At 45.3% G+C, this 12,476-nt stretch carries 9 protein-coding genes; 2 read left to right on the top strand and 7 right to left on the bottom strand.

The features are described from left to right. Positions 1-34: 34 nt before the first annotated feature. Entirely contained in the window at positions 35-1,390 is a 1,356-nt protein-coding gene (locus tag ACO0KW_RS17845) for a sugar ABC transporter substrate-binding protein (RefSeq protein ID WP_423054726.1), read from the top strand. Between the two features lie 58 nt (positions 1,391-1,448). Here the strand turns inward: ACO0KW_RS17845 and ACO0KW_RS17840 are convergent, their stop codons facing one another. The 5 genes from ACO0KW_RS17840 to hpnD all read right to left on the bottom strand — a co-directional run bounded on the left by ACO0KW_RS17840 (position 1,449) and on the right by hpnD (position 9,421). Beyond that, positions 1,449-2,120 (bottom strand): response regulator transcription factor, encoded by a 672-nt coding sequence (locus tag ACO0KW_RS17840; protein ID WP_423054725.1) that lies wholly within the window; start codon positions 2,118-2,120, stop codon positions 1,449-1,451. Then, positions 2,117-3,862 (bottom strand): sensor histidine kinase, encoded by a 1,746-nt coding sequence (locus ACO0KW_RS17835; RefSeq protein WP_423054724.1) that lies wholly within the window; start codon positions 3,860-3,862, stop codon positions 2,117-2,119. Before ACO0KW_RS17835 ends, ACO0KW_RS17840 begins: the two co-directional genes overlap by 4 nt. Before the next feature lie 328 nt (positions 3,863-4,190). Further along, on the bottom strand, positions 4,191-6,839 hold the full coding sequence (locus tag ACO0KW_RS17830) for a TonB-dependent receptor (protein ID WP_423054723.1): 2,649 nt from the start codon (positions 6,837-6,839) through the stop codon (positions 4,191-4,193). Between the two features lie 373 nt (positions 6,840-7,212). Then, a complete protein-coding gene (hpnE, locus tag ACO0KW_RS17825) occupies positions 7,213-8,601 on the bottom strand; it encodes a hydroxysqualene dehydroxylase HpnE (RefSeq protein WP_423054988.1) in 1,389 nt (462 codons plus the stop codon). Further along, positions 8,588-9,421 carry a presqualene diphosphate synthase HpnD gene (gene hpnD / locus ACO0KW_RS17820; RefSeq protein WP_423054722.1) on the bottom strand — a complete coding sequence of 278 codons (834 nt, stop codon included), beginning with the start codon at positions 9,419-9,421 and terminating at the stop codon, positions 8,588-8,590. Before hpnD ends, hpnE begins: the two co-directional genes overlap by 14 nt. 199 nt (positions 9,422-9,620) lie before the next feature. Between hpnD and ACO0KW_RS17815 the strand changes: the two genes are divergently transcribed. Further along, positions 9,621-10,505, top strand: coding sequence for a hypothetical protein (locus tag ACO0KW_RS17815; RefSeq protein WP_423054721.1), 885 nt, complete (start codon positions 9,621-9,623; stop codon positions 10,503-10,505). 132 nt (positions 10,506-10,637) lie between these two features. Here ACO0KW_RS17815 and ACO0KW_RS17810 read toward each other — a convergent pair whose 3' ends face one another. Together ACO0KW_RS17810 and hpnC are read right to left on the bottom strand one after the other, a co-directional pair. Further along, entirely contained in the window at positions 10,638-11,342 is a 705-nt protein-coding gene (locus ACO0KW_RS17810; RefSeq protein ID WP_423054720.1) for a M24 family metallopeptidase, read from the bottom strand. Between the two features lie 29 nt (positions 11,343-11,371). Then, positions 11,372-12,190 (bottom strand): squalene synthase HpnC, encoded by an 819-nt coding sequence (gene hpnC, locus ACO0KW_RS17805; RefSeq protein ID WP_423054719.1) that lies wholly within the window; start codon positions 12,188-12,190, stop codon positions 11,372-11,374. Positions 12,191-12,476: the final 286 nt, after the last annotated feature.

Below are 12,476 nucleotides of genomic sequence, written 5' to 3'. Positions count from 1 at the left end.
AATCGTATGTTGTTTGGTTTTGACTTGGATGCTTATGTTAACGAATTCTTCGAATTTTTCGCGCCATGTGTTTCAGATAATCTGTATAGCCATGGTCTGTATCAGCAATGGTGTGGTTGTTCGCGTCTCGCAAGCAGCGGAATTGAATATTTGGGTGATGTCGACCACCGCGCAACCGCAACAAGATATGCGTGAAATTTTGCGTCCTTATCTGGCAAATAATCCTGGCTTACGCGTGAACGTCACGGTCTTAAATTGGGAAAGTGCATTGGGCAAAATAAAAGCTGCTGCGGCATCAGGGCAGGGGCCGGATTTAGTTGAGTTAGGAAGTACCTGGGTCGCGGCTATTTCGGCGCTAGATGCGTTGGAACCGATTGGTCTAGCACAACAAGCTGAGGTGGGTGGTGAGCATGCATTTTTCCCAGCATTGTGGGTCACTACACATCGACATAATCAAGGCAAAGTTTTTGCGATTCCTTGGTATGCGGGGGCACGCGTGGCGTTTTATCGTATCGATTTATTTAAGAAAGCGGGCATTAAAGCGAGCGAAGCATTCGCGAATTGGAGTAGCTTCAAACAAGCGATGCAAAAAGTCAATGGCGTTAATTTTGAAGGGAAAAAAGTTGCGGCATTAGGCTATCCGGGAAAAAGTGACTCCGATATTTTGCATAATTTGGCGCCTTGGATTTGGAATGCCGGAGGTGATTTCTTAAGCCCAGATCGTCGCTCTGCGAGCATTTATTCACCTGAAACATTTCAGGCTGTGACTTATTACACCAGTTTTGCGGAAGAGGGTTTGGTACCATTATCCGCATTAGAAAAAGACTCTGCTCAAATCGAATCAGGCTTTTTTGCAAATCAATACGCGGTGATTTTTAGTGGGCCGTGGATATTAAAAATGATGAGCACATCGAAAGCAAAAGGTGGGCAAATGGAAACAGCGGCCGCGCAAAATTTTGGTGTGGCCTCGTATCCGGCCGGGATTAAGGGAAATCAAACTTTCTTCTCGGGCTCCGATTTAGCTTTAATGAAATCGTCAAAAAATAAGGAAGAAGCGTGGAAGTTATTGAAATTTTTGGTCGGACGCGAAGCGCAGTTAAAGTTTAGTAAATTGTCTGGCATGCTGCCAGCACGTTTGGATGCCGTGAATGATCCCTCCTTAATGAAAGATCCACATTATGCAGAATTTATTGAGCAAGTGAAGCTGGGTCGTCATTATCCTGTGGTCGCTGCATGGGCGCAGTTGGAACTTGTATTTCGCAGTCAAATTGCCAACATTGTGGCGCTAGTGAATGGGCAAAAAAATACTTTGACCAGCCCCGCGGTCAAGAAAAATCTGGAGCAGGCTTCGCAACAAGCCAATGCAATTTTAGCGACCGAACGACAATGAAAATTTTAGATTTGTGTTTGTAACTTTTAGAACGTTTTTAGTCGCTATTCTGAAGGTATTACTGCCACAAACTTGGTGGTATATCGCGTAGTTTTGCAGCTAATTCCATACTCGTTCTAACGTTTAATTTTTGGCAGATATGTAGTCTATGTGCTTCTACTGTTTTGGGGCTGATGGAAAGGTGATCTGCAATTTGTTTTCCGAGATAGCCAGCGACGATCTCGGTCAAAACCATCCTTTCTCTTTGTGTCAGTTCGGCGATCTCTTTCAAAATATCGGCTTGTCCCAGAAAATCAGCGCGCGCTTTTTTATCGGTATTGATTGCGCGAGTAATGGCATCAATCAGGCTGCGATGGTCGGCCGGTTTTTCTAAGAAATCGACAGCACCTTGTTTTAAAACTCTGACTACCAAGGGAATATCTCCATGCCCACTCAAAAAAATGACTGGGGGGAGATAGCTGCTGTCGAATTTGCTGCGACGAATTAATTCGTCAAATAGCTCTAAGCCATTGATTCCCGGTATCCGTACATCGACTAGCAAACAATTGAATGCAAGCGGATTGGCTGATTCTAGAAAATCTTGGGCGCGTTCAAATTCGGTGGTTTGCCAATAACGTGTTTCTAATAACATTACTAGCGAGCTACGGACACTAGGATCGTCGTCAATGATCGCGATATGGGGTGCGTTTTCAGTGGATGCAGTAGGTGTCGAGCTGTTATTGGAATTCATAGAGCTGTCTTCTCATTCATTGGTGGGCCTGAAGTGATGTTTTGCGCTGATGGTATCGGTAACGGGATTCGAAAATGGAAACTGGCTCCCAGATCTGGATTGTTCTCCGCCCAAATTTTCCCACCATGGTTTTCGATTACTGTCCTGCAGATCGCTAAACCAAGGCCCATTCCCTCTGATTTTGTCGTATAGAACGCCTGAAATAACTTGTCCATTTCACCGATCCCATGACCATCATCAACGATGCTGATACACACATAATCTTCCATTGTTCGTGCGATGATTTGTAAACGGTGAGGCAACTGATTTTCCGTTTCTATCGCCTCGGCAGAAATAGATTTTGTCGCTATAGAATCATGTGTCATCGCGTCTAATGCATTACGCATTAGATTGAATAAGACTTGTTTGAGCATCACCGCATCGCAAGCTAGCATCAAATCTGTGACATGTGATTCGAGTTGTATCGATATGTGCTGCCGTTGCGCTTGGACTTCTATCAGTTCGATGGATTCGTTGATCAGACGGAGTAAAGAATAGGGCTCATGAGGAGTGGTATTTTTCTGAATGAGATTGCGCATACTGCGCATAATTTTGCCAGCGCGACGTGATTCTTCCCCCATTTTTTCAATCGCCAGTTTTACTTTGGGTGATTGTATCTGATCGTTTTGTATGAGACATTCGGCGGCTGCCGCATAGTTAGCAATCGCTGCTAATGGCTGGTTGAGTTCATGCGCCATGCCTGACGCAAACTCGGCCAAGCTTGAAAGCCTGGCGGTATGTTGCAAGAGTTCGTCACGTTCACGCAATGCTTGTTGCGCAGTTTGTCGTTCAATCAACCAGCGGCGCAAAAGGCGCAGCAACCACACGATGAGCAGACCAAATAGCAGTACTGCCAATGCTAATGAAATCAATAAGGTGTCGAAATTTTGCCCAATACGAACACTCGTTTTCAAGGAGAGACCGCTGGTGGCCGGGCCAAAATCAAGACGATTCAATTCTTGTGTGTGATTGACTATTCCGCCATCGCTGGGCGATAGTTGCTTATCATTTTTGTCGACTAAACTGAGATCGTAACGCTGTACAAACCACCACGGAACTTCTTGCGTCAACAATTTATCGAGGTCGTAGGTGATGAGTAAGCTACTATCCTTGATGAATTCATTATCCGACGGTAAAGCTAACACCCACAATGGCGCAAATTGTTCGATGACACGGCTGTAGGCAACACTCTTCAGACTGCGACTTTGGTTGATCGTCTCGCTTACTAATGGATCATTGAGTGGCGGTAGATTGCCTGGTCGTTGTTCATACTCAGGTAGGCCAATAAGATGTTGTTGAAGTTGGTCTAGGAATTCAACGGCGAGAATGGCGTGATTCTCTTTCATCAACCCGTCGATTCTATGTAAAAATTCTTCACGAGATTTTTTTGAATCCGGATGCAGATCGACAGCCCAATTTTGAAGCATGATTTGATGGGCTTCTAATTTATTCGTGATGATTTGTTCCATCCACAATAAATCAAGTGAAGCCTGCCGCGCTGAAGTTGCTCGTTTTTCTGCGTACCAAAGCCATCCAAGTGTGCTTGCGACAAATAGACCAACCGTCAGGAATAGCATCATGCCGATCCAGGTCCAGCGATTATTGAATAAACTTTGTCGTGCAAATCGCATCGTATGTCCTGATGACGGCGCTGGATGGCCAAGGTCGAAATGCGTGATGTTTGAAATTTCACGGCCGTGCATAATCTATCATTGCTATAGCGGTTTTGTAAAACACTGTTGGAATATTTTAATAAGAGATCGCCAATATTGGATCGATCGGTGGCGCATCAATCGCTGTCGAAGTAGCAGGAAATTATTCTGCTAGCGTTGAAAAAAACGGCAAATCTCTTGCGAAATTTGCCGCGTAAATCCAGTTCGTCCTACATGATTAGCTCTCATTAGAATCCGGTTGCGCAACATCCGTTTCACTTTTGCTGACGCAATGGGGGAGAATCAGCAAATTGAACCAAACGGTAAAACGTCCTGGGGGAAATCAGTGTTCTACAATTCCATCGTGTTGATGGCTGAATCAATAATCAAAGCCAAGCCGTATGCCATAAGTACGAGGATCATTCCAGGTCGCCTTGATAAAACCTCCTGCATCACCTGCACTATTTTTTGAGCGTGTATCACTGACATTGAGCACATAAGCTTCGGCATACCAACTACGATTTGGTGAACTCAGTTTGATTGATGCGTCGACCTTGCTATAGGCTTTTTGTGCATCTGATAAATGCGCATTGTCGAAATTTCTTAACGTGAAATACATCTTATCCTGCCACTTAACGGCAATCCAAGGGGTTAAGGTGTAACCGTTCTCGAGCGCAATTTCTTGTGAGAAATTGAGCCCCAAAGTGAACTTTGGTGACAATGGTAAATGATTGCCAGTGATGTCATACAGGCGACGTCCGGCCAAAGTACGGTCTGAGCCACTATACATTTCTGGACAAGGCACCGCGCCATATTCTTCGCGCACACCACATCCCCAATTGTCACTAAAGGAAGAATAGTCGCGCATCTTCGTGTCTAAATAGGAAAAGAAACCACCAATACGGGCTCCGGCCCATGGTTTGTAGTCGATTTCTATTTCTAAGCCTTTAATATCGACTACGCCGACATTCGTCGTTTGCCATTTTGTGACGACATCACAATTTGGATTCCAGTCAGGGCAGGCACTTTCGGGAATAATTTTCGATGCAAAAAAATCGCCTGTTACTTGCATGTCTTTGTACTGACTATAAAATCCTGTCATCGAAAAGCTGAGACGTTTATCGAGCAATTTTGCTTTGTAGCCGAGTTCTAGATTGGTGACGGTTTCTGGTTTGTAAGGGAAAAAGCTGTATTGCGGACCGGCTGGTCCTTCTGCACAGCGCTTACCGGCGCAAATATCATCCTTATCGCCAAAACCGCCTGATTTATAACCCGTGGACAAAGAGCTATAAATCATCTCGTTGTTGTTGAGTTCTTTCATTAAGCCAATGCGGTAAGTTAGTTTATTCCAACTTTGTGCATGATCATTTTGTGCCGGTGGGCCATATTCACCGTAGGCTTCTGGCCCGGCAAATGCACCCATGTGGTTCGTTAAATCTGCACTGTTGTGGGCGCGAAATCCTGGTGTGCCTGGCGATCCAGGGTGATATAGGCCGTTGTAGTACGCAGTACTTTCGGTATCCCAACCACCATAGACTTTACCGCCTTTATCATCTTTCTTGTCCTGGCTGAAACGCGCACCAAACGTCGCGGTCCAACCGGGAATAAATTTCCAATCTGCTTGAGCGTACACAGCCTTGGCATCAATCTGACGATTTGGTTGTGCATAGTACTGACTCATAGGGTAACCAAAGGGTGCATTCACCAAATATTCTTGCGCATAATTAATTTGATTTTTCTCATGCATCCAAAATGCGCCTGTCACATATTGCAAATTGTCCGCGCGATGTTTGAATTGCACATCATGTACCGTAGAGACATATTTAGAATCTAGCGTGAGCGAAGAATTGTCGATTACTGGCCAATTACCCCATTCACCTTCCGCGCCTAATGGAAGAGTCACTAAGCCTTGGAGTCCTAATGGGTGATAACCGGAGTCGTCATCGCTTTGCTGTTTGCGTCTTTGGTCGGCATAAGCAAAGCCGTATTCTATGCTGTTGTTAGGGCCGAGATTCCAGCTAAGTGCTGAGCGTATGGTATCAATTGACATATCAATTTTACCCGGCACATTCACTTTGAGATCCCACGCGCCACCGTTACAGGCAAAGCGGGTTCCTGCAGCTTGTTTGCAGTCCTTTAGACCTATATCGCCGGCGCCATTGTTTTGAAATTTCTCGTACGAAAGTTGCCAGTCAATATCGGGTGTCACTTTGAGGCGCGCTGATAGGCGGGCGGCCCATTCATTTTTGTTATTGTAGAAGTCTTTCTTGGCGACTTTGCTATTGTGGCGTTGATCTACATCGGGAATGCCATCGCCGATAAAACCATGATCGGGAATATTCACGTCGGTGAAGTCTTGCATTTGGTTGACCCAACCATCGCGTTTCACATTCATGATGGTCGCCCGCAATGCAAAGTTATCGCTCACTGCGATGTTTTGTATCAGATTAATTTGTCGTTGATGGTAATTGCCAAGTTCCACAACGGTGCTGCCATAAGTAGAACCGAACTCGGGCTTTGCTGGAATCAGATTGATACTTCCAGCCGTGGAATTGCGTCCAAATAATGTGCCTTGTGGGCCTCGCAAAACCTCGACCTGGTCTAGATCGAACATCAAGGCCAAAGCACCTTGTGGACGCGGCGAATACAGTCCTGCGACATGCAGACCAACCGCCGGATCACCAATTTCGGTAAAGTTATTGGAACTGACGCCGCGTATGCTAATTTGCACGCCGGAATCGGCACCCGTCGAGAGTTGTAAGTTAGGGACATTACCTGAAAGACCGCGTACATCGGTAATGCCTTCGCGGCTCAGGTTCTCTTGTGTGATAGCCGATACCGCGACCGGTGTTTTAAGTAAAGAGGTTGCAAGCCTGGTCGCGCTGACAGTGACTTCCTGAATGACGTCTTTGTTATTTTCATCCGCTGTGTTGCTTGGTTTACTGGCCGACTTTTTGCTATTAGTCGTTTCTTGCGCATCTGCTTGGAATGCCAGCATTGCACAGGCACTGGCGATAGCAAGGTGCATGATAGTTCGTGAAGTTCTGAGACGGGGCATTTTAGCTCTCTCGAAAATGGTAGATGTTGACATGTGTATCGAGTCGTCCATAGTCCCCAGTACGCTCGATGCGAAGCTCAACACGAATTCAATGACAGTTAATTTATTAGCGTTGAGGCTAGACGTAGTTTTATCTCAGCCTCATTTTCAGGCAATTCAGAAATGTACTCTTGCGTCTAAGTGAATTTACTTACAATGAGGCTGGCACGTGTGCATAACAAATGGTGTCAGATATTTAACTGAGGAAACTTGTTGCCGCAGGGAGTGATTGATGCATGGATTGATGCATGGCTTGATGCGTTGATTGAATTAACAGAAACTAAACCGACGGGGTGATCGATAATCAGCTAAATGCAGCTGCGGCGAGCAAACCGCTACGTACGGCAGCTTCCAGCGTAGCAGGGTAGTCGCAGGCCGTGTAATCGCCAGCAATCGTCAAATTAGCAATGGCAGTTTGGTTCTGTGGACGTTGCATACCTGGAGTACAAGAAAACGTCGCGCGCTTTTCGGTAATGACTTGCGACCACAGCGGTTGGGCTAAGTGTGGCAGTTGTAGTTGTTGTGCCAATTGTTGACAAATTGCCTGCGTGAGTTGCGCATGTGAGTCGGCAATGGCGGCTGTTGACGCACTCACGACAACGGCCATTAATCCTGCCTGCTGAGAATTGAGCTGTCCACGATCAAAAATAAATTGTGCCCAATGGGATTGAGCTGGGTTATCAGCAAGTGCAAAAAATGGGCGGGTCAATTGTACCGAATCGGCGTATTGCAAATAGCAGGTGGTAATTGGTTCGTAGTCGAACTTAGTGTCGAATACCAATTGCTTGAGCAAGGCGGATGAATTTGTTTTTTCTACCTCAGGTAGATCAACCTGAGCGAGCAGCTTTTGACATTGCTCGGCACTCGTGGCGACTACAAGGCCATCAAATTCGTACTCCTGAGATAAGTCATCCGATGGAGCTGAGCTTAATTCTGGTAAGCGCCATTTTCCATTGGATAACAAGGTCAAAGTATGAATCGTTTTACCAAGAGTGACTTGTCCCCCATGACGCACAACGAATTCTGCGGCAGAGTCAGGCAGCAAGCGACTTAAATCCTGACGCGGAATCAACATATCCGACGCGGTTCGTCGTGCGCCAAGGCTATCGCGCAAGACATTTAAAAATACCTGAGCTGAGGCTCTCTCCGGTGGGGTGTTTAAAGCCGCAATGCAAAGGGGAATCCACATTAAACGGCAGAGGCGTTCGGTTTGATCGTAGCGTTGTAGTAGCTCGCTGACGCTACAGTCTTGATTGAGCTGCCAATCGATCCAGCGCGCGGTTGTAGAGAAGCGTGCTAAGGCAAGTTTATCTTCGCGAGCCAAACCTTTTGCCTGCCATAAAGCGAACAATAAATGGAGTGGAGCAGGTAGTCTCGGCGCAATAAATTGCATCCCAGTTTGGTGTGGATAGACCATTTGCAATGGCAAGCGCAGCAGACTCTGTTCCACATCAATCTTGAGCAAACGCATTAAATCTAAGCAGGCAGTATAGGCCCCAAGCAAGATATGTTGACCGTTATCTAGGCGCTTGCCATGAACCTCGACAGCACGGGCTCGCCCACCGAGCGTTCGGGCGGCTTCAATCAGGCTTACTTGGTGGCCATTTTGACTGAGTTTAACTGCCGCCGCGCAACCTGCCCAGCCAGCGCCAATTACTGCGATGCGTTTTGAATTCGGTTTAGCCACGAATATAGGTCTTCCACGCTAACCATAATTTGCGAATAGGCGTGAGTGAAATTCTTTGCTTCAAGACCTGAAACTGATCTTGTTGGATTTCTACCAGCAAGGCACGATAAATGGCGGCCATAATCAAGCCAGTACGTTGCGCACGGCGGTCTTCTGCAGGTAATAGGGCAAATGCTTCATCATATAATTTTTGTGTACGTTCATATTGAAACTGCATTAGCGCGACAAATTGTTCGCTGTGACGTGCGTTGAGAATGTCGCTGGCGGGCACATTAAATTGTTGGAGCTCATTGACCGGCAAATAAATCCGACCCTTGCGCGCATCTTCGCCAACATCACGAATGATATTGGTCATTTGGAACGCTAATCCCAATTTTTCCGCGAATTGTTTGGTTTGTGGATTTTTGATGCCGAAAATGCTGGCCGACAAGATCCCAACAACGCCGGCCACATGCCAGCAATATTGTTGTAATGCGATAAAGTCGAGATAACGATTTTGATTCAAATCCATTTCCATACCATCAACGATAGCGAGCAAATGCGCGCCATCAAGTTGGTAAGTTTCAAGATGGGGTAACAATGCTTTGGTGACAGGATGCGTTGGCGCTTGCTGTAACATTGCGCGGATTTCTTGGCGCCACCAAATCAGTTTATTGCGGGCAACGGATTCATCTATGCAGTCATCCACGACATCATCAACCTCGCGACAAAATGCATAAAGTGCAGTAATCGCGCGCCGCTTTTCTTGTGGTAAGAATAGAAAACTATAATAAAAACTTGAGCCACTTTGGGCGGCCTTTTCTTGGCAATATTCGTCTGGAGACATGCTGGATTCGAGGTGTTGGACTATAAAGTAAGGCGTAATCCTAACCGACTGAGCGCCTTAGCACAAACTCTTACTTATCGGCCTCACTCGCAAATGCTTGCTGACTCTTACAAGATTCTTACAACTGATAGACGAAAAAATGCCGCGCGCATGTTGTACAATGCCGGACTAATGTGTAATGGTCGTGCCGACCACTTCGATGTCGACTCGTTTTAAAGGTAGATTGATCTTGATTAAATTAAATAAAAAAGTAACCGCTTTGGGTATCTTACTGGCTGGTGCCTTGGTTGGTTGTGGTGGTTTTGTCTACACGACCGTCGGCGGAACCGTAAAGGGATTGACTGAAACGGGTAGCTATTTGGTCTTAGTCAATGAGATCGGTTATTCAAAGCCCCTGAGCGTTGATGGCAGCTTTTCATTCCGTGTAGCGAGTAACGCTTCTTATAGTATTACTGTTGGGCAGCAACCCAATCCGGTCAATTGCACAGTGGCGAATGGTAGTGGCAAAATGAATGGCGAAACGCCGATTAGTAATATTGCGGTGACTTGTGTCCCAAATGTTCCGTTGTCGGGTTCGCTAACTGGCTTGGTTTCTGGTGGCGCACTCACGTTGGCATTAAATGATATAGCACAAACGACACTGACGGCTGACGGTGTGTTTTCATTTCAAACTTATGTTGTGAATGGTAAATCTTACACAGCAAAAGTGAGTTTGCCCCCGGCTGGGCAGGTATGCCGGATTCAAAATGCCACTGGTACTGCAAACTTAAGTAGTCCACCAAACAATATTGCGGTGAATTGTACTGCCGGCGTACCAATTGGCGGAACGATCTCTGGCTTGAAATCCGGTACTTTTTTAACGGTGACCAATACGCTGCCTGACGGTACCAAAGATACACGTAACCTATTGGCCGACGGCGTTTATACATTCAATTTCAGTATTGGTGATGGTGAGGCTTATAACGTTGAAGTGACTACACAGCCAACAAGTCAAAAATGTACTTTGACGAACGCGAGCGGTAAAGCATCGTTGGCAGCGCCAGCAGCAGCGAGTAGCATTGCGGTCACTTGCGTTGCTGCTTAGTAGTTTGCGCTCAGTGTTTGCTTGCTCGATATAACGGCGAGTAAAGGACTTGGAATGGAAATTTTCGATTAAATTTTCATTCGCCAGTTCTTAAAGTCGCAAGGATAAAAAGCCAGGTTCGCCTGGCTTTTTTCATAGGCAAGCCAAACGCTCGTTTTGCTCAAAATAGAAAATGTCTTCGTGTTTGAATCCCCAGTGGCCACCTTTGACCCGCACAAAAGGTTCAAAGCTAAAGAAGTCGACACTGGATAAGGCCTGTAAATTATTTGCTTGTATATATTGACGATTTTCCCGTTCAATCTCAAGGCTATGGCCAACGTTTGATCGGAAATCCAAATTAACAAAACCGCTTTCTCGAATCCGAACATTCGCCCATTGAAATAGCTGATGAAAAGTCGTATTTGGATGCACCCAAGTTTGCATTTCATCATGTAAGTTTTTGAGAAAACACAATCCGTTTTGATATTCTAGCGTTTTGGCGTGCTCTACATAATTACCAAATTCAAACGCGAAACTGCGGGAATAATCTCCCCACACCCCATCTTTACTCGGACTGAGATCTACGCTGATAAGATTCTTGCCGCCTAATTTTTCGTGGCTGGCTAGATATTGTTTTCCTGAAATCGAAAGACAACTACGCGAACCAGCAAGGACAAGTGCCGGGCAATCGTAATACCACGTCTCCGTTAAGCCTTGTTCGCATAGTAACTGATATGCTTTTTCAGCAATACTATGTTCACTGTCTTCAACAGTGAGTAAAAATGGAAGTCTTGCCATCACCAATTTGGTACGGCTTTGAATGTCCCGGTAAGCCTGAATTTTTCCTTGATCAGGCATGGTATCGATTTACATAAATAAACATAAAGTTACATCCTCGCAGCGCGCCAAAATAAACGCCATGCATCTGTTGATTTGATTGTTGGACGTTGCAGAAAGACATCCATGTTGATTTGTTCTATCTTTTCCAAAATGCGTAGTCCTCCTTGAACCACCAAGCGTAGCTCGAAGCCTAACCGTCCTGGAAGTCTTTTGCAAAGCGGGCTCCCAGCAATCATCATTGCGCGTGCACGATCAATTTGAAACTGCATCATTTTGCGCCAAGCTTCATTACAGATTCCGGAAGCAATTTGGGTATCGTCGATCTGGAAACTTCGCAAGTCTTCTTGTGGCAAATACACGCGTGATTTTCGCCAGTCGATGGCGACATCTTGCCAAAAATTGATGAGTTGCAATGCGGTGCAGATCCAGTCTGACTGTATTAAGTTTTCTGTGGTATCTGCCTGGTAGAGATGCAGCATCATCCGTCCAACCGGGTTAGCCGAGCGATTGCAATAATTCAGCAATCCCGAAAAATCTTCATATTCCTTGCATGCAACGTCTTGCTTAAATGCAGAAATCAAATCAAAGAAATGTGCAATCGGCAAATTAAATTGTCTAATGATGACTGACAATTCACAAAATAGGGGATCTAGTTTGGTTTCCTGAATCGATTGCTCTTGAATCAGCTGTAGTTGTGATTCGTAATGTGATAGGGCAAACAGACGCTCTGTATCACTTGCATTACCTTCATCGGCAATATCGTCTGCACTGCGGGCGAATGCGTAAATCGTTTTGACGGCGGGACGCAGATGGGCTGGCATCAACCAAGATGCAACGGGAAAATTTTCGTAGTGCTCTTTGCTCATAGGTGTCGATATGCCAATAAAAAATAAATGACTCGAAAGTCATTGGCAAGTAAAAGATTCGTCATTATAATAAATAACTCAAGAGTCAGTAATTTAAATTAATTAAACTTTCTAAATAAAAAGCTAATATTTAATTATTTTACTTAGATGTTATTGTGTTGAAATAAGCTTGAGTTTGGGACTTGTGTTTCATGAAACTAGTGTAACTCATGTTATTTAAGTGGCTCGGAAAATTCAGAAGGCTCTTTTGTTTGCTGGTTCTGTTTTTTTGTATTTAGTTATACCT

This window comes from Undibacterium sp. Ji22W, from assembly GCF_049340305.1.
In the GTDB taxonomy this organism is placed as follows: Bacteria; Pseudomonadota; Gammaproteobacteria; order Burkholderiales; family Burkholderiaceae_D; genus Undibacterium.
The sequence above is the reverse complement of the archived record's forward strand: the minus strand, read 5'-3'. Positions and strand labels throughout refer to the sequence as shown.

What these genes read in the sequence shown, in the direction of transcription:
- ACO0KW_RS17845 (WP_423054726.1), top strand. Translation starts at nt 35, where the DNA reads ATGTTAACGAATTCTTCGAATTTTTCGCGCCATGTGTTTCAGATAATC.
- ACO0KW_RS17840 (WP_423054725.1), bottom strand. Translation starts at nt 2,120, where the DNA reads ATGAATTCCAATAACAGCTCGACACCTACTGCATCCACTGAAAACGCA.
- ACO0KW_RS17835 (WP_423054724.1), bottom strand. Translation starts at nt 3,862, where the DNA reads ATGCACGGCCGTGAAATTTCAAACATCACGCATTTCGACCTTGGCCAT.
- ACO0KW_RS17830 (WP_423054723.1), bottom strand. Translation starts at nt 6,839, where the DNA reads ATGCACCTTGCTATCGCCAGTGCCTGTGCAATGCTGGCATTCCAAGCA.
- hpnD (WP_423054722.1), bottom strand. Translation starts at nt 9,421, where the DNA reads ATGTCTCCAGACGAATATTGCCAAGAAAAGGCCGCCCAAAGTGGCTCA.
- ACO0KW_RS17815 (WP_423054721.1), top strand. Translation starts at nt 9,621, where the DNA reads ATGTCGACTCGTTTTAAAGGTAGATTGATCTTGATTAAATTAAATAAA.
- ACO0KW_RS17810 (WP_423054720.1), bottom strand. Translation starts at nt 11,342, where the DNA reads ATGCCTGATCAAGGAAAAATTCAGGCTTACCGGGACATTCAAAGCCGT.
- hpnC (WP_423054719.1), bottom strand. Translation starts at nt 12,190, where the DNA reads ATGAGCAAAGAGCACTACGAAAATTTTCCCGTTGCATCTTGGTTGATG.